The 18528-nt window shown below is 41.7% G+C and carries 15 protein-coding genes; 6 read left to right on the forward strand and 9 right to left on the reverse strand.

The window, feature by feature from the left end:
- Nucleotides 1-123 precede the first annotated feature (123 nt).
- The gene (locus tag PHAL_RS0110490) at nucleotides 124-852 is read left to right on the forward strand and encodes a 3-deoxy-D-manno-octulosonic acid kinase (protein ID WP_016708361.1); all 729 of its coding nucleotides are present in this window, start codon (nucleotides 124-126) and stop codon (nucleotides 850-852) included.
- Here PHAL_RS0110490 and hldE read toward each other — a convergent pair.
- The 3 genes from hldE to PHAL_RS0110505 are packed head-to-tail and all read right to left on the reverse strand — an operon-like array spanning nucleotide 849 to nucleotide 4366.
- On the reverse strand, nucleotides 849-2288 hold the full coding sequence (gene hldE / locus PHAL_RS0110495; protein ID WP_016708362.1) for a bifunctional D-glycero-beta-D-manno-heptose-7-phosphate kinase/D-glycero-beta-D-manno-heptose 1-phosphate adenylyltransferase HldE: 1440 nt from the start codon (nucleotides 2286-2288) through the stop codon (nucleotides 849-851). The genes PHAL_RS0110490 and hldE overlap by 4 nt on opposite strands.
- On the reverse strand, nucleotides 2288-2878 hold the full coding sequence (locus PHAL_RS0110500; RefSeq protein ID WP_016708363.1) for an SIS domain-containing protein: 591 nt from the start codon (nucleotides 2876-2878) through the stop codon (nucleotides 2288-2290). Before PHAL_RS0110500 ends, hldE begins: the two co-directional genes overlap by 1 nt.
- Nucleotides 2879-2911: 33 nt before the next feature.
- Nucleotides 2912-4366 (reverse strand): capsule assembly Wzi family protein, encoded by a 1455-nt coding sequence (locus PHAL_RS0110505; RefSeq protein WP_016708364.1) that lies wholly within the window; start codon nucleotides 4364-4366, stop codon nucleotides 2912-2914.
- A 153-nt stretch (nucleotides 4367-4519) separates the two neighbouring features.
- Here PHAL_RS0110505 and waaA point away from each other — a divergent pair, with 153 nt between their 5' ends.
- Complete coding sequence (gene waaA / locus PHAL_RS0110510; protein ID WP_016708365.1) at nucleotides 4520-5791, forward strand: lipid IV(A) 3-deoxy-D-manno-octulosonic acid transferase; 1272 nt, start codon at nucleotides 4520-4522, stop codon at nucleotides 5789-5791.
- Complete coding sequence (locus PHAL_RS0110515; protein WP_016708366.1) at nucleotides 5784-6347, forward strand: DUF1415 domain-containing protein; 564 nt, start codon at nucleotides 5784-5786, stop codon at nucleotides 6345-6347. Before waaA ends, PHAL_RS0110515 begins: the two co-directional genes overlap by 8 nt.
- Before the next feature lie 25 nt (nucleotides 6348-6372).
- Here the strand turns inward: PHAL_RS0110515 and PHAL_RS0110520 are convergent, their stop codons facing one another.
- The 4 genes from PHAL_RS0110520 to purL all read right to left on the reverse strand — a co-directional run bounded on the left by PHAL_RS0110520 (nucleotide 6373) and on the right by purL (nucleotide 13370).
- Nucleotides 6373-6708 (reverse strand): YdbL family protein, encoded by a 336-nt coding sequence (locus PHAL_RS0110520; protein WP_016708367.1) that lies wholly within the window; start codon nucleotides 6706-6708, stop codon nucleotides 6373-6375.
- A gap of 9 nt (nucleotides 6709-6717) precedes the next feature.
- Complete coding sequence (locus PHAL_RS0110525) at nucleotides 6718-6900, reverse strand: YnbE family lipoprotein (RefSeq protein WP_016708368.1); 183 nt, start codon at nucleotides 6898-6900, stop codon at nucleotides 6718-6720.
- Nucleotides 6893-9334 (reverse strand): YdbH domain-containing protein, encoded by a 2442-nt coding sequence (locus PHAL_RS0110530; protein WP_016708369.1) that lies wholly within the window; start codon nucleotides 9332-9334, stop codon nucleotides 6893-6895. The genes PHAL_RS0110525 and PHAL_RS0110530 overlap by 8 nt, the downstream gene beginning before the upstream one ends.
- A 151-nt stretch (nucleotides 9335-9485) precedes the next feature.
- Complete coding sequence (gene purL / locus PHAL_RS0110535; protein ID WP_016708370.1) at nucleotides 9486-13370, reverse strand: phosphoribosylformylglycinamidine synthase; 3885 nt, start codon at nucleotides 13368-13370, stop codon at nucleotides 9486-9488.
- A gap of 255 nt (nucleotides 13371-13625) precedes the next feature.
- Between purL and mltF the strand changes: the two genes are divergently transcribed.
- The gene (gene mltF, locus PHAL_RS22955) at nucleotides 13626-15188 is read left to right on the forward strand and encodes a membrane-bound lytic murein transglycosylase MltF (protein WP_016708371.1); all 1563 of its coding nucleotides are present in this window, start codon (nucleotides 13626-13628) and stop codon (nucleotides 15186-15188) included.
- Nucleotides 15189-15290: 102 nt separating this feature from the next.
- Entirely contained in the window at nucleotides 15291-15458 is a 168-nt protein-coding gene (locus PHAL_RS24375; protein ID WP_016708372.1) for a hypothetical protein, read from the forward strand.
- On the opposite strand, the gene tadA is transcribed toward PHAL_RS24375, so the two are convergent.
- On the reverse strand, nucleotides 15455-15958 hold the full coding sequence (tadA, locus tag PHAL_RS0110550; RefSeq protein ID WP_016708373.1) for a tRNA adenosine(34) deaminase TadA: 504 nt from the start codon (nucleotides 15956-15958) through the stop codon (nucleotides 15455-15457). The two genes, PHAL_RS24375 and tadA, sit on opposite strands and share 4 nt — an antisense overlap.
- 179 nt (nucleotides 15959-16137) lie before the next feature.
- Here tadA and PHAL_RS0110560 point away from each other — a divergent pair, with 179 nt between their 5' ends.
- A complete protein-coding gene (locus PHAL_RS0110560; RefSeq protein WP_016708375.1) occupies nucleotides 16138-17442 on the forward strand; it encodes an inosine/guanosine kinase in 1305 nt (434 codons plus the stop codon).
- 5 nt (nucleotides 17443-17447) lie between these two features.
- Here the strand turns inward: PHAL_RS0110560 and glsB are convergent, their stop codons facing one another.
- On the reverse strand, nucleotides 17448-18371 hold the full coding sequence (glsB, locus tag PHAL_RS0110565; RefSeq protein ID WP_016708376.1) for a glutaminase B: 924 nt from the start codon (nucleotides 18369-18371) through the stop codon (nucleotides 17448-17450).
- Nucleotides 18372-18528 lie beyond the last annotated feature (157 nt).

An 18528-nucleotide genomic window follows, 5' to 3' on the forward strand; every position in this document is an offset into this window, starting at 1 on the left:
ATCCTTAGCTTATGCTTGGTAATAGTAATGATCTTAAATTAACTACTCGCTATTGCAAGTACTTATACTCAGCTTTAAAACAGGTTAAGATACCGTTATCGCCTGTAATCAAGTAAATACATTATGTTTAACCAACAAACCATTAATGAGCACATCATTTTAAGCCACCCTGAATACAGTGCTTTAATAAGCTTAAATTGGTTTGATGCTGAGTACTGGCAGCAGCAGGATAAGATCGTTGGTACCAAAAAAGGCCGCGCGACAGCATGGTTTTTTTGCCATAACGACCTAACAGCCGTGCTTAGACATTACTGGCGTGGCGGCTTAGTAGGTAAAGTATTAAGCGATCAATACCTTTACAGGGACGTTGCAAAAACCCGAGTATACCAAGAATTTGCGCTGATGATGCGATTGATCAAGCTTGGTTTAAACGTACCAATGCCAATTGCAGCAAAGATCAGTGTAAATGGTTTAATATACCGCGGTGATATTATTACTCAAGCCATTGCTGGCGCACAAAGCCTGTTAGATGTGCTAAAAATACGTAATTTAACTGAGCTGGAATTGCTAAAAATTGCCGAGACAATTGCTAAATTCCATAACAATGGGGTGTATCATGCTGATTTAAATATAAATAATATTTTATTTAATGAAGCGGGTGACGTATTTATTATCGACTTTGACCGAGGTGAATTAAGAACTCCACACCTTAATTGGCAACAAGCAAATATGGCTCGCCTTGCTCGCTCGTTTAATAAGGAGCAAGGACGAAATCATGTTATGCATTGGCAGCAAAGCGACTGGCAGCAGTTACACGCAGCATACCAGAGCGCCCTTAAACATAACCGTTAAGCCTTTATTTTACTGATTACTTTTGATGTAGAGCAGCCATTTAAAAACTCCAACACCTCGACTTTGCCACCATGGCGAAGTACATGTTCAGCACCCGCTATTTGCTCTACAGTGTAATCGCCTCCCTTCACTAAAATATCAGGGCTTATAAGCTCGATTAATTTAGCTGGTGTATCGTTTTCTTCTACGGCACCAAATGGGATAACCCAATCGACTGATGCCAAAGCGCTCAGCACCATAGCTCGCTCATCCAACGGATTAATAGGACGCTCAGGGCCTTTCAAACGGGTGATTGATTCATCGTTATTTAAGCCGACGACTAAACGATCTCCTCGTGCTTTAGCTTGCGCTAAATAGCGTACATGCCCAGCATGAAGAATATCAAAGCAACCATTTGTGAACACAATTGTTTCACCATTTTGCTTTGCAAACTCAATATGCTTTAGCACATCATCAAATGGCGTTTGATAATGCTCACCGGTCTTTTGTAAATATTGACCTAGTTTGCGGCTGAGCTCTTCTGGCGATACCGTTGCAGCACCTAATTTACTCACTGCAATACCGGCAGCTAGGTTGGCAATCTCAACGGCATCTTTAGGCTGCATGCCAGCACCTAACATTACCGCAAGAGTTGCAATAACAGTGTCGCCTGCTCCCGTTACATCACTTACTTCAAGCTGCTGTGCAGCAAAATCATGCTTTTCATCAGCACTGATAAGCGACATCCCTTGCTCTGAACGAGTTAAAAGCATTGCTGCAACACCGGCATCTTTAATGAGTACCCGTGCGCTATCAGTCAAGCTTTGTTCTGAATCAGTTTTACCACCAGCAAGTTTAAACTCATTCAAGTTGGGAGTAATATAGTCAGCACCATGATATAAATTTAAATCTGGTGATTTAGGATCAATTAATACAATTTTACCTGCTGCTTTTGCAACTTGGATCATCTGTTGAATTAAACTCAATGAGCCTTTCGCATAATCAGAAAACACCACGAAATCATATTGATCTAATACCAACTCTAACCGATTAAGTAGCAATTGACTGTGCTGGTCGGTAAATGTTTCTTCTAAATCTAACCGCACCACTTGTTGATGACGACTGATCACACGCATTTTTGAAATCGTTGGTAAATCACACACACTTACTAGTTGTGAGTCAATGCACTCATCGGCCAAAATATTTTCTAAAATTTGCCCACTTTCATCTTCACCAATAAGACCAAGTAAGCCAACCTTACCATCTAACCGAGCAATATTTTTTGCTACGTTTGCAGCACCACCCGCTTTGTCTTCAAACTTACTGACTTTGACAATCGGCACTGGCGCTTCAGGAGATATACGCCCAGAGTCGCCATGCCAATAACGGTCCAGCATTACATCACCAACCACTAAAATTCTTGCGTTAGAAAGGTTCTTAAATAACCCTAAATCCATTAATTTTGCCCCGCTACGACCATATCGATGGCTTCACACAACCAATGACCAATAAACATATGCGCTTCTTGAATCCGCGCTGTTTCATCATTTTTAATAATAATAGGTAATTTTGCGATGTCTTTAACTTTGCCGCCATCGCGACCAGTAAAAGCAACGGTAAAGGCACCAATTTCATTTGCTGCCGCAAGTGCTAAATTTATATTAGCGCTGGTGCCAGAGGTCGTTAAACCAATCACTAAATCTTCAGGTTTACACAATGCCTGTACTTGACGCTCAAATACCGTATCAAAGTGATAGTCGTTACTGTGCGCAGTTAAGATAGAAGTATCTGTTGTTAGCGCCATAGATGCTAATGGACCACGTTCTAATTTATAACGTACCACAAACTCCGCCGCTAAGTGCTGCGCATCTGCTGCGCTGCCACCATTACCAAACCAAATCACTTTACCACCCGCTTGTAAAGTACTGTGGCAAACCTCAAGTAATTGCATAACTTGAGGATGGTATGTTTCCATCGTTTCAAATAATACTTGGTGACGAGTTAAACTTTCAAGGTAGCTGGTCGCTACAGAATCAATTTTAGACATTTAAAGTCCCCTCAAAATAAGTCTGACTAATTACTACCAAAAAAGTGCCACGGATAACCACGTATAGTTATCACCGAACACATCTTCACCATAGGTCAACGTAGTTTCAATATTGTACTCTTGCCATTTGCGGTTATTACTAATTTGCAGCTCAATGGCTTGTTCATAATCATTGCTTACTATTCCAAACTCATCAACATAACCACTTTCATTATCAATTAAGGTAAATTTTACACGCCAAAACGAATCCGCTAGCGCAGCATAAGTTGCTTCTAAACTATGTGAAATTGATGGTACAGCATCATATAAATAGCGCTGATCTGCTAAATAATGTCCTATGACATAGCCATCCTTTGTATTACCATAAGTGGGGTATATATAGTTTCTATACCATTGAGCATGCATATTGGTATACTCATAGCGTAGTGATAGATCATTTGTAATTTGAGGTAAAAACACCCCATAGCTATAAACAATATTACCAAATTGATAGTTTTTATGCTCCTTTGTATCTTCACCGCCATATTCAAAATACAGTTCTGTTGGCATTCCCCAATTAAAGTTTATAACATTGGTTATTGACGCAAACTGATCACCAAGCTCATTATCTGGACCACCAGCAAGTTCACCATTATCATTTCCTGCAGGATCAAAAAACGCTTTTACTACATCGCTGAAGCCAACTTCACGGGGACCACCACCAAATTGCATCATGCGGTTTAAGCCAATTTTCCAGCCCAAAACTGGCTCAATACTAATATGTGTTCCTGCTAAACGAGGGGTGCCATCATGCAGCTCACCTTGATATAAAATCCCTTTTTCAACATGCTCAAGCTCGGAGTAATAGAGTTCAAAATCAAAGTTCCACCAATTATGCGCCGGTGCCACCATACCTAATGAAATCGACGGTGAAGTACGGGCATTGGTAGAAATGATTTGCGCTGATTGTTTAAATGGCGAAAACCAATGCTCCTTATAGCCGATATTTAGTTGTAGATCATCGCCAGCAAAACTTACAAAGCTATTATAGTTCACAAATTTATTTTGCTTAGCGCGGTAATCCACCCCAACTTGCATCAAGGTATAGTCATTCGGACGCCAAATACCTTCAAAAAATACCTGCCCCCATTCGTCAGAACTCACACCTCGTTGATTAGCAAGTTTAGTTGATTTGTCTCCATCAACTCTAAGTTTCACACCAACGCGAGTAATATTGTCACTACCTTGGTAAGGTTTGATTTTCGCACGTATAGCTGCAACTAAACTCGGTTGTGAATCTTGCAATTGAGTCAGTGCGGCTTCAACTTCAGTTAAACGATACGGTTTAGCCATCGGTGTGCCAGTGCTAATCGCAAATAAAGTATCGAGCTGATGATCAAGCTGTGCATCCATACCAATCGGTAGATACGCAGTAGGTGTTGCAAATAAAGGAAATGCGCAACTTATAAAACTGCTTAGAACCGCGGCTTTTATCAATTTTAATTTCATAACAACTATATTTTTCACAAAGGTGCTGAAATATTACCAAATTAGCCACAACTAAACACTCAAAACTCGCAACTGGAACGATTTTTAACAATTTCGCATTTTGCTCAGCAGATATCCGCGTTATCATTAACATTTATAATTTGAGGCTAGAAAATGGCTCGTTTTTTTTATTCGCTGATTCTTTATCTGCTAAGCCCACTTATTGTCTTTTATTTGTATCTGTTAAGAGGTAAAAAAAATCCTGGCTACCGAGAATATTTTGCAGAGCGGTTTGGCCTTATTAGCGAACAAAAAAATTCAACTATCGTCTTCCACTGCGCCTCTGTGGGTGAAGTGTTAGCTGCATCGCCATTAATTAAACAATTACAAAGTCAGCTGCCAACTTACTCCTTAATGATCACGTGTAATACACCGACAGGACGGGAGCAAATATATAACAACTTTAAAGACTCGGTACAATGCGTCTACTTACCACTTGACTTCCCATGTGCAACTGCGCGATTTTTAAAGCAAGTAAAACCCGCTATGCTGTGTATTTTAGAAACCGAGCTGTGGCCAAACTTACTTGCACAAAGTAAACAACGTAATATTCCGGTACTGGTACTTAATGCCCGCTTGTCAGAGAAATCTCAACGTGGTTACCAAAAAGTAGCGCCGCTGACGCGAGCACTGATGGCTTCTATCTCAGCACTGGCAAGTCACAACCAAGACGATGCCACTCGCTTTATCGAGCTAGGCCTTGATGCAGGAAAAGTACAAGTAACAGGGTCGATTAAGTTTGATATAAAACCAACCGATGAACAGTTATTAAAAGTTGAAACTTTAAAAGCACAATACAATAGTCAGCGTTTTATTTGGGTTGCTGGTTCCACCCACCCTATTGAGCATCAATTAATCTTAAACGCGCATCAACGCCTTTTAGAAGTAGCTCCAGATGCATTACTGGTTATTGCCCCGCGCCACCCAGAACAATTTGATAAAGTTGCGGAATTACTCCACGAGTCAACTCTGAGCTTTAGCCGTCGTAGTCAAAATGACTATCACAACGAGCATGTACTCCTTGGCGATACCTTGGGGGAACTGCAATGTTTATATGGTATGGCTAACATAAGCTATGTCGGCGGTAGTTTAATTGAGCGCGGTGGGCATAATCCGCTCGAATCAGCGGCTTTCTCTGTGGGAGTATTAACGGGCCCACATACTTATAACTTTAACCATGTTTACCCAGAGCTAATTGCCCTTGGTGGGGCTAAACAAGTAGCCAACACGGATGAATTAAGCTTGCAACTAATAGAGCTTTATCAACAACCCGTTCGTTGTAAAAAACTAGGCGAGCAAGCCGCAGTGTGTGTGGCTAATAACCAAGGTGCAATTGCGAAAACAATTGCTATTATTAACCACTATTTAGAGCCTAATCGTGACTGATCAAACATCATTAAGTTTACCAGAACAACAAACCCGCGAATGGGTTTCAAGTGTCATTGTTAAATACAATTTCTGTCCATTTGCCCGTAAAGAAGTGGAAAACAATTGTATTCACTATCAAACAAGCCAAGCCACCAGCATTGATGACGCCGTGATGGAGATGATTGAGCAGTGTATTGAACTTGACAGGCAGCCAACACGAGAAACGACATTATTAATGTTTGAACAAGGCTTCGCTGATTTTGAAGCGTTTTTAGATTTAGTGGATTTAGCAAATGTATTACTTGTTGCACAGGGCTTTGAGGGCAAGTACCAAATAGCTAACTTTCATCCTGATTATGTATTTGCCGATAGCGATGAAAGTGATGCCGCCAACTATACGAACCGAGCACCTTTTCCAACCTTGCATTTAATTCGTGAAGCCAGTATGAGTGCCGCATTAGATGAGTACAACGAGCCGGAATCTATCCCTGAACACAATATCAATTTAGCACGCCGTAAAGGCATCGACTTTTGGCAACAATTACTTGCTGGATGCAAAAAACCGAGCGCTTAACAGCTCGGTTCTCTCATAATATAGCTTACTTTTTAACCCACTCGCCGTTCACTTCAATAAAGTGACCAGATTGAGTTTTTTCAATCGTTTTCGCTGCCGCTAACGCTTCAACTTGAGCAAGCGACAGATTATTTTTTTTCGCCAGCTTTAAATATTGTGCTTTTCGTTTTTCATTGATTTCATCAACAACCGCTTTTGCCTCTGCATTTTGTACCACAAGGCCCAAATAACCCGAGCTATCCTCACCCACTAAACCTTGGTTTTTGGCATCATCTAAGCTAATTGCCCACGCCGAGAACGACAAGCAAAAGGCACTCAACAATGTGATTATATTTAATTTTTTATTTCTTACTCTGCTCATAATGGTTCCTTAGAATAATTCGCTGTCATCACTAAATAAATTATCCAGCTCTTTATCAACTTTTACGCGGATCTCATGATCAACTTTTACATTTAAGTTGATTGTTATTGGCTCTTTTGCTGCCACCTCAACACGATGCGTGCATGCACTGAGTAAACCCAGTGCTGTTATTATCACTAACCATTTAGTCATTATTACTTCCTTTTGTTGAATACTCTTGTTCAACCTTTTGTGTAATTTCATCACTTAAGCGTAATGCTCGTAATAGCGTAAACACATTTTCTTCATGATTGTAGTTAAAGTTAACTTGCTGCGCTTGTGGTTTATTATAACCTTGTAAATTAACGCCTAAGGTCATCCAACCATCTGGTTTTAAATTAACACTACTTTTAATACTTTGAATATCTAAATCTTCAAGCAAACCAAGTATAGGGCTAAGCTCTTGCTGCTGTGCTTTGACCGCATTAAAAGCGGCATTATTAGTAATAAGTAGCTTCGCTGCACCTTGGTTTGTGAGCTGCCCCTCTTTCACTTCTATACCTAACTCAGAAAAATATACCGGTAATGTGCCAGTAACTCGCCCCGTTAAACTGATCCCTGACTTTTCATCAAGCGTGATCACTTTACTTGCATCAATATTTTTAAATGTGACTAACGCTTGCTGAGGCTGCTCAGTCACTCGGTACTTATCAAGTGTAAAGCTGCCTCCCATCACGTTACCAGTAATAGCTGTGATGGCAGGTTCACTATTATTGATCTGCAATTGCCCAGTTATCTTTTCAACAATCGCACCAGCACGAAGTTCATTAATATCAAATTTAGTCGGCTTAACATTAAGCAGGCCTGAATCATACTTCCCTACCAATTGACTACTAAAGCCATTGATCAGGTAATCTGTATATAGGCCATTAATACCACTTAACTGTACAGTGATATCAGCGGCCAATAAGTTAACATCTCCTTTGACATGGGCTGATACAGAGCCCCCCGTTAATGTCGCAAGCGGAGCAAACTGATGTAAAATGGGGTTAAATCGTGAAACCGACTGTTCAGGAATAATCACTTCCACAGGGTGTGCCGTACTACTCATATGATGTGTAACAATCACTTTAATATCATCAATCATTACTTGATGCGAAGCCTGCAATGCACGGCTTTGCATTACACGAGAGCTTACCTTGATATTGTTAAGGTCAACTGCCTCACTTTGTAATGCTGCTAAAGTAGTTTCACTGCTAATATCAATAAACAGCTCTCCAACTCCAAGGTCACCAGAGGCATTCAAGTTATTTGTTAGTTGCGTTAATTTATAATCGCTGAAACTCACTGTATCGACTTGGCTGGCGAGTGCAGCTGTTGTATAACGCTGTTCATTAATTGTTGCTGTCAGTGTTCCTTGATACTTGCTTACAGTGAGTTCATCAACAGCCAACTTCCCAATCGCTAACTTCGCAGACAGTTTTCCCTGTGCTGTAGTCAAAAACTCTTTTACAGTAAACTCGCCGTTACTGGTTATGTTTTGTGCATCTACGGCAATAAAATCAGGTAACTGCACTAGATCTAATTGATACCTGCCTACAACGTCATGATTAGCCATGTTAGTAGTTATGCTAAACTTTTTAATGTCATCATTTTGCAGCGAAAAAGCCAGCTCGGCTTTTAGGCTGTTGGGCAGATCATTACTATTTACATCGAGATTATTTATTCTTAACTCACTTGTAGCAGCAACAAAGTTAATCGCATCTAGATTCAGGCTGCCATCCTGCCAGCCAATTTGGTCAGGTAATTGCAACTGCCAATGAAGTGGAATTTGCTTGGCAATAAATTGCTGTTGCTTAGTATCTGCTGTTAATCTTGCTATTTGCTGCAAGCAATTTTCTTGTGCATCTAGCGAGCTTGTTAATTGCTGCGCATCCAAAATTAATCGCTGAGAGTTTAAATCATACTGGCTGCTTACATGGCCATTGGCCTTAAATATAATTGCACAATTTTCAAGTTCAGCGACGTATTGGCCATCAATCTGTGAATCAAGCGTTAAACTTAAACCATCAAAACTAAAGCGATTTTGACTATTAAGATTCAAGTTAGCAATGTGTCTTACCTTGCTCACTAACTCATTATCAAGCTTCACTTGCCCTGTTATACGATCTGTAAATAACGACGCACTAGCGGTGATATCTCCACTGACCACAAATTGATTCAAAAGGGGTTCATTTATACTGATAGTCAGGGGGTTGGCTAGCTGCGGATATGAGATCACTAACCGATTAACCGTCAGTAAAGGTCTACTTTCAATGAGTGTTAACGCCAATTTTTTTGCTGTGGATGACTCAGCAGTAGACGTTGGAGTCGTTACGCTAAGATTGGCACGGTTAATAGTAACCCGTTTGGTATTAACCGTTATATCAGCTAATTCAAGCTGCTGCCCTTGGTAGCCAATACACGCTTTTTCTATATGGAGATCTAAATTGCTTGTTAACGACCAGTCCAAACAATGCAATTCAACACCGGATTGCTGTAATGAAGGGGCCGCAAAATGCAAAGTGAGCGGCATGCGAAAAACATAACCAAGTGTCAACACACTTAGCAGTAGAATGAATAACCCCCAACCTACACGCTTAAACATATTATCCTTAAATAAATTTTGACCTTTGACCTTTGACCTTTGACCTTTGACCTTTGACCTTTGACCTTTGACCAGCATAAACAAAAAAGGCTGCACAATGCAGCCTTTTATTCTATCGCTAAAGTATGAACCTAGCTTGTATAAATGTAAATTAACCTACATTTTTACGTGCGTTACGGAACATACGCATCCATGGGCTATCCTCGCTCCACTCATCTGGGTGCCAAGAGTTAGCAACCGCTCGGAATACGCGTTCAGGGTGTGGCATCATCACAGTCGCACGACCATCAGTAGATGTAATACCTGTAATGCCCTCTGGCGAACCATTTGGGTTAGCCGGATACTGAGTTGTTGGGTTACCGTAGTTATCAACAAATTTAACCGCAACAGTACCTGACTCAAGCGCCGCTTTAACCGCAGCACCGTCTGCAAATTCAGCATGACCTTCACCATGAGACACCGCGATAGGCATACGAGAGCCTGCCATACCGTTAAAGAATACAGAAGGATTCTCCTGCACTTCAACCAAGCTAAAGCGTGCTTCAAAACGCTCAGACTTATTAGTTACAAAGCGTGGCCAATGCTCAGTGCCAGGGATCAACTCTTTTAACGTTGATAGCATCTGACAACCATTACACACACCTAAGCTAAATGAGTCTTGACGCTCAAAGAAGCTTTGGAACTGATCGCGTGCCATATCATTAAACAAGATTGATTTAGCCCAGCCTTCACCTGCACCTAGTACGTCACCGTAAGAGAAACCACCACATGCCACTAAGCCTTTAAATTCTTCAAGGCTTAAGCGCCCTTCAAGAATATCGCTCATGTGCACATCAACCGCTGCAAAACCTGCACGGTTAAACGCCGCAGCCATTTCTAGGTGCGAGTTAACACCTTGCTCACGCAAGATAGCCATTTTTGGCTTAGCGCCTGTAGCAATATACGGCGCTGCCACATCTTCGTTTAAGTCAAAATTTAATTTAACGTTAAGACCAGGATCTTTAGCGTCAAACTTGGCATCGAACTCTTGTTTAGCACAATCTGGATTATCACGACGCGCTTGCATTTGGTACGTTGTTTCGGCCCAAATTGTACGAAGCTCTGTACGTGTATTACTAAGTACTGTGTTGCCTGCACGATTAAAGACTACAGTGTCATCACCGTTTAAAGAACCAATTGCGTGGCTGATGGCTGCAATACCGTGCTCAGCAAATACCGCATTTACTGCGTCTAAATCACTATTAGCAACTTGAATAACAGCACCGAGCTCTTCGTTATAAAGAACTTCAATATCTGAGCCTGTTAGCTCATCAAGGTTGACTGTTACACCCGTGTGACCAGCAAATGCCATTTCAGCTACTGTGGTAAATAAACCACCGTCTGAACGGTCATGATAAGCAAGTAACTTGTTATCTGCGACTAGTGCTTGCATTGCATTGTAGAAGCCTTTTAATAATTCAGGGCTATCAACATCTGGGGTTACATCACCTAATTGCTTATAAACTTGCGCTAAGCTTGATGCACCCATGCGGTTTTTGCCTGCCCCTAAATCAACTAAGATCAGTGACGTTTCACCTTTATCTGTACGTAACTGTGGGGTCACCGTTTTACGTACATCTTCAACACGGCCAAATGCAGTGATGATTAACGAAAGCGGTGCAGTAACCGATTTTTGCTCGCCATTCTCATCCCATTGAGTTTTCATCGACATAGAGTCTTTACCCACAGGAATTGTTAAACCAAGCGCAGGACAAAGCTCTTCACCAACCGCTTTAACGGCCTCATAAAGGCCGGCATCTTCACCTGGGTGACCTGCAGCAGCCATCCAGTTTGCAGATAGCTTAATATTCTCAAGACCACCAATATTGGCACATGCAATATTAGTTAATGACTCAGCTACAGCTAAGCGTGCTGATGCGCCATAGTTCAGTAATGCCGCTGGTGTACGCTCACCCAGTGACATCGCTTCACCATGGTAAGTATCATACGTTGCAGCTGTCACTGCACAGTTAGCCACTGGTACCTGCCACGGGCCAACCATCTGGTCGCGCGCAACTAAACCTGTTACAGAACGATCACCAATCGTGATCAAGAAGGTTTTTTCTGCAATGGTTGGTAAGCGTAATAAACGCTGTGCAGCATCTGCGATATCAATTTTTGCTGTATCTAACGCTTCACTAGTCGCTTTTAAAGAATGCGCTTCACGGTGCATTTTCGGTGCTTTACCTAATAATACATCTAGCGGTAAATCAACAGGGTTGTTATCAAAGTGGCTATCAGCAACTGTTAAATGACGCTCTTCAGTAGCTTCACCAATGACCGCATATTGTGCACGTTCACGCTTACAAATAGCTTCAAAACGGTCAAAATCTTCAACGGCTACGGCAAGTACATAACGCTCTTGTGATTCGTTACACCAAATTTCATGCGGCGCCATACCTGGTTCATCATTAGGAATGTCGCGTAGCTGGAATTTACCACCACGACCACCGTCATTCACAAGCTCAGGGAATGCATTTGATAAACCACCTGCGCCCACATCGTGGATAAACGCGATTGGGTTAGCATCACCAAGTTGCCAACACTTATCGATCACTTCCTGACAACGACGTTCCATTTCAGGGTTTTCGCGCTGTACTGATGCGAAATCTAAATCTTCATTTGATTGGCCAGATGCCATTGATGAAGCGGCACCGCCACCTAAACCAATGTTCATGGCAGGACCACCTAATGCAATCAGTTTTGCACCAACTGGAATTTCACCTTTTTGTACATGCTCAGAACGAATATTACCTAAACCACCGGCAAGCATGATTGGCTTGTGGTAACCACGAACTTCGACACCATTGTGGCTATTGACTTGTTCTTCATAAGTACGGAAATAACCTAATAAGTTTGGACGACCAAACTCGTTGTTAAATGCCGCGCCACCTAGTGGGCCATCAATCATAATATCAAGCGCGTTAACAATACGACCCGGTTTACCAAAATCAGTTTCCCACGGTTGCTCATAACCAGGAATACGTAGGTTTGATACAGTAAAGCCAACTAAACCCGCTTTTGGCTTAGAGCCACGACCGGTGGCGCCTTCATCACGAATCTCACCACCAGACCCCGTTGCCGCACCTGAGAATGGGGCAATGGCTGTTGGGTGGTTATGCGTTTCAACTTTCATCAAGATTTCAATGTTCTCTTGATGATACGCGTATTCACCTTCAGCATTCGGGAAGAAACGACCCGCTTTAGAGCCCGTCATTACTGCAGCGTTATCTTTATAGGCAGATAATACATTTTCAGGATTATGCTCGTAGGTGTTTTTAATCATTTTAAACAGCGACTTTGGCTGTTCGATACCATCAATTGTCCAATCTGCATTAAAAATCTTGTGACGGCAATGCTCTGAGTTTGCTTGTGCAAACATAAATAATTCGATGTCGTTCGGGTTGCGCCCTAACTTTTGGAAGTTCTCTACCAAGTAATCGATTTCGTCATCTGCCAGTGCAAAGCCTTGCTCAACGTTTGCCGTAGCAAGCGCTTCACGACCACCGCCTAAAATGTCTACTGATGACATTGGACTTGGTGCGTCAGTGCGGAACAATTTAGCGGCATCGTCCATTGCGCCATGTGTTGCTTCAGTCATGCGATCATGTAACAAGGCTGCGACTTGAGAAAGCTGTTCAGCGTTTAAATCACCTTCAACATAGTAAGCAATACCACGCTCTACACGGTGAACTTGCGCTAAACCACAATTATGTGCAATATCCGTCGCTTTTGAAGCCCAAGGTGAGATTGTTCCTGGGCGAGGCGTTACTAACACCAAAGTACCTGCTGGTGTATGTTCGGCAATCGTTGGACCATAGGTAAGTAACTTCTCAAGCTTAGTTTGCTCGTCACTTGAAAGCTCTGCCGTTAAATCGGCAAAGTGTGCATACTCAGCGTATACATTAGTGACTGGAAGTTGCGCCTGTTGGCAACGGGCTAAAATTTTCTGAACTCTAAAATCGGAAAGTGCTGGTGCACCACGAAGGATCAACATAGGTATTTTCATCCGGGGTTAGGGATTGAACGATATTTTAGGCGGGCATTATATACCCAAGTAACTCGGAAATACAGGTTAAGGGGGGAATTAAAATTGCGTCAATGCCCGTATTTGTTTGCATCGTTTATCCCGAATATTACCGTTCAGCACATGGAGATATTAAAACAGCGCAACATCATCTACAACAAATCGACAAGTGACGCCACGTTAAAGTTTTGATATAAGGGGATAGTAGCATTCAAGGGGCGCGGTATGTTTAAACAAAAGCTAATAACAATCATTACGTTAGTAATGTTTTTATGTGCCTGCGATATGCAGCAGCAACAATCTCAACTCAGTCAAATTAAAGCACACAATAAAATCCGAGTTGGTACATTAGCAGGGGCAAGTAACTACTACCAAGCCGTACAAGGCGAACAAGGGTTTGAATATGAGTTAGCGCAAGAGTTTGCAGACCATTTAGGTGTCGAGCTTGAAATGGTGCCGTTCTTTAACTTATCCGATATGTTTTCTCGTTTAGATAATGGCGACTTAGATTTAATAGCTTCCGGTTTAACTTATGACAAGACTCGTGCTCAAACTTACCGATTTGGCCCAACATATCGCACCATTAGTCAAAAATTAGTTTATAAGCAAGGACGTGTAAGACCTCGTGACTTTGATGATCTAACTGGTAACTTAACGGTACTGGCAAAAAGTAGCCACTCATTAGCACTTCAACAAATAAAACAAACTCACCCGAATTTAACTTGGCAAGAAACCGAAGAGTTTGATGAAGAAGAGTTACTGCAAGGCGTAATAGATGGAGACATAGATTACACCCTTGCAGACTCGCACACTTTATCTTTATTCCGTCGCTACCACCCCAATTTAAGTATTGGTTTTTCAGTTACCCGCAATGATCCAATTGCATGGTTATTGCGCAAAGACGGTGATGATTCACTCTACGCATTAATGGTGCCGTTTTTTGGTGAAGTGAAGCAAAATAATCAACTATACGTTCTTGAAGAAAAATACTTTGGTCACGTGCGCCAATTTAACTACGTCAATACCCTCGCCTATATTGAAGCTATCAAAGACACTTTACCTAAATATCAACCTTGGTTTGAGCAATATGCGGGGACGCTAGATTGGCGCCTGCTTGCAGCTTTAAGTTATCAAGAATCAATGTGGAACCCACGCGCTAAATCACCAACGGGGGTACGTGGTATTATGATGCTCACTCGCGATACAGCAAAACAAGTTGGTGTAACGAACCGTTTAGCACCAGAGCAAAATATAAAAGGCGGTGCAGAGTATCTAATGAAACTAGAAAAACGCATCCCAGATCGAGTCCCGCAACCTGATCGCATGTGGTTGGCATTAGCGTCATATAATATTGGCTGGGGTCATGTAAATGACGCGCGGATCATTACCGAGCAACAAGGAGCAAGTCCCGATAAATGGGCAGATGTGAAAAAACGCTTACCATTGCTCATCAAAAAGCGTTATTACCGTAACACCAAGTATGGTTATTCCCGTGGCGATGTCGCAGTGCAATATGTTGATAATATTCGCCGTTACTACGACGCTTTAGTATGGCTTGATGAAAATGATGCGATTGCCCCTGCTGAGCCTGAAGTCGTCCCAGCAAAAGAGTCTAACGTAAAACCGCAAACTGAAACACAAACAGTAATTGAGAAACCTGCACAACAAGAGCCCAGCAGCACAGCTGATTCAATACAAGAAGCCCCTATAACCACAGAAGCGAGTAAGTCAACGACAACTCCCCCCGTATTATCTCCCAAAAAAGACGATGACAAAGAATCAAAATAACTTAAAATACAATAAGGTTACGATATCTATTTACTTGTCATCAAATGATCACTAATGTGTAGTATCAAGTTATTTCTCACTCTCACATTTTTAGGAGATACTATGTTGAAACGTCGCCGTACACATTCGTTCAAACGTAACGTGATTTATTCATCATCAACACGGCGCAGAATTATGCTGCGCAATTTACATAAAAAAGTTATTTGGCGTCGTCGCATGTTTGCGATGCAACAAATGGCAGAATTAAATACAGCGACGCCTGTAGGTTAAGCCTTCAGGTCTCGCTGCGCTTGCTTTTTAGCTTTAATTTCTTGGCGGCGGCGTTTAAAAAAATTAGAAATAGTCTGTCCACTTTGCTCCGCTAGCACCCCTCCCACAACTTCTACTTGATGATTTAACCGAGGATCTTGTAATAAGTTCATGATTGATCCAGCTGAGCCTGTTTTAGCATCAGCAGCACCAAAAACTAACCGCTTAATACGACTGTGTACCAACAAGCCCGCACACATTGAGCATGGCTCCAATGTAACGTACAAAGTGCAATCTATTAAGCGATAGTTATCAAGCACTTTACCTCCTTCACGGATTGCTATCATCTCGGCATGAGCGGAAGGATCATTATCAGTAATAGAGCGATTATAACCAGCTCCAACTTGCTGATTATCTTTAACCAGCACAGCCCCGACAGGAATTTCATTCAATTGCTCAGCTTTTTGTGCATACTCGAGTGCTTTTGCCATCCAATATTGATCATCCAACTGTTCAGTCATTGATTTAACCTTTAACTAATTATTGTTTAATTATACTCACTTAGGCTGATAAAACGCTAAACTTAGTAATTAGTGATAAAAATAAAACAAATTAAAGCAGCATTTACGTGGCTCACCTTAGGTGATTTACGCTATAATCTCCCGCTTTTTTTATTTAGCTCACAACACACGGGTAGCAAATGAAATTTCCTGGACGCCGCAGGCATAAACATTATTTTCCAGTGGAAGCCAAAGATCCACTTACAAATCAACTTAACGCCAGTGATCGGTTACAGCGCAGCTACATCACAGGTATTGACCAAATAGTAGTTGATATAGAAGCTAAAGTTGATCAAGCTTTCCTTGATGAATTTCAGCTACGTAGAGGCATGTCGCAAGTTATAGATAGTGATATAACCAATGCTTTATATGACCGTTTAAAACTGAACGACATGATCGACTATGAATTTGCCGGTGGCACTATAGGTAATACCATGCACAACTATTCTGTATTAGCGGATGATCGTTCTGTGTTACTTGGTGTAATGAGTGAAAACATCAAAATTGGTAGTTATGCGTACCGCTTCTTATGTAATACCTCAAGCCGCGTAGATTTAGACTATCTACAACCAGTAGATGGCCCTATAGGTCGCTGCTTTACTTTAATTGATGATTCAGGCGAACGTACCTTTGCAATTAGTGCAGGGCTTATGAATCACTTGCGTCCTGAATCAATTGATCAGCAGCTAATAGAAAACTCATCAGCATTGGTGATCAGCGCTTATTTAATGCGTACACAAGGCGCAGAGACGATGACCGAAGCAACAATGCAAGCGGTAAAATATGCAAACGATGCTGGTGTACCCGTCGTGCTAACATTAGGAACAAAATTCTTAATCGAACAAGATCCAACTTGGTGGGCTGAGTTTGTCGCTAAGCATGTTGATATTTTAGCAATGAATGAAGAAGAAGGTTTCGCTATCACCGGTTTTGAAGATCCACTATTAGCTGCTGATAAAGCGCTTGATTGGGTCGATTTAGTGATCTGTACCGCTGGCGAAAAAGGCTTATTCATGGCAGGTTTCGTCGATGAAAAGTTTAAACGTGAAACTGAATATCCTCTCTTACCCGGTGCGATAGCTGACTTCAATCGTTATGAATTCTCCCGTGCAATGCGTCAAAGTGACTGTGAAAACCCAATTCGCGCTTACAGCCACACAGCCCCATTTATGGGCGGGCCTGACAGCATTAAAAATACAAATGGTGCTGGTGATTGCGCATTAGCAGCAGTGTTACACGACCTATCAGCCAATGTTTATCATAAACTCAATGTAGGTAACTCGGCTAAACACCAGCAGCCCGCAATGACCTACTCATCTTTGGCGCAGATCAGTAAGTACGCCAACCGCGCCAGCTATGAAGTACTTGTACAACACTCCCCTCGTCTATCGCGTGGTTTACCTGAACGAGAAGACTGTTTAGAGCAAGTTTACTGGGAACAGTAAACTTGCTAAAAAATAGAAATATCGAGCTTTTTAGATAGCAGCTCTAAAGCTGCTATTCCAGCCACAGAATTACCAAAAGAATTTAAACCCGGCGAATACACCGCTACCGTAAATTTACCAGGCAACACAGCCAAAATAGTACCCGACACACCAGATTTACCAGGCATCCCTACTCGGTAACCAAAATCACCTGCGGCGTCATACAAGCCACTAGTAAATAACAAAGAGTTTAGCTGTTTAGTTTGCAGGCTAGAAAGCACTCGCTTGCCACTCAAGTAACAAACTCCTTTATTTGCCAAAAAACTATACCCTTTAGCTAATTCAACACAATTAAGCTCAATTGCACAAAAGTTAAAGTAAGCCCACAGCACATCATCAACTTCATTATTAAAGTTACCAAATGACTTCATCAAATGCCCCATTGCAGCATTGCGATGGCGGAACTCATACTCAGAGTTAGCCACTTTTTTATCTATAGTAATACTTTTATTTCCTGATAGTTCTCTGAAAGTCTCAAGCATAGTATGCATAGGTGCAGATAAGCGGCTATATAAAGCATCGCAAGTTACAATAGCACCAGCATTGATAAAAGGGTTACGTGGTATACCTTTTTCAAACTCAAGCTGCGTCAAAGAGTTAAAAGCAGTACCAGAAGGCTCTTTACCGACACGTTGCCATAGTTCATCACCATAACGCTGTAAGGCCAGAGTCAGTGTCATCACCTTTGACACAGATTGAATAGTAAAACGCTGCGCGCAATCCCCAGCACAAAAAGTTTGCCCGTCAGTAGTATAGATAGCAATCGAGAATTGATTAGCATCAACTTCAGCTAGCGCGGGAATGTAATCAGCCACTTTTCCCTCAGATAGTAATGGCTGAACTTCAGCGATAATTTCATTTAAGACATGTTGGTAATCAGAGTTAGCCAATATAGCTCTCACTCTCTATGTTGATAAAAACAAAATTCTAACATGATAGTTGGGATCAGTTGATGGCATTTGTAGATAAAAATTTGCGAGTTTCGAGTTTCGAGTTTCGAGTTTCGAGTTTCGAGTTTCGAGTTTCGAGTTTCGAGTTTCGAGTTTC

The sequence above is a fragment of the Pseudoalteromonas haloplanktis ATCC 14393 genome (genome assembly GCF_000238355.1).
In the GTDB taxonomy this organism is placed as follows: domain Bacteria; phylum Pseudomonadota; class Gammaproteobacteria; order Enterobacterales; family Alteromonadaceae; genus Pseudoalteromonas; species Pseudoalteromonas haloplanktis.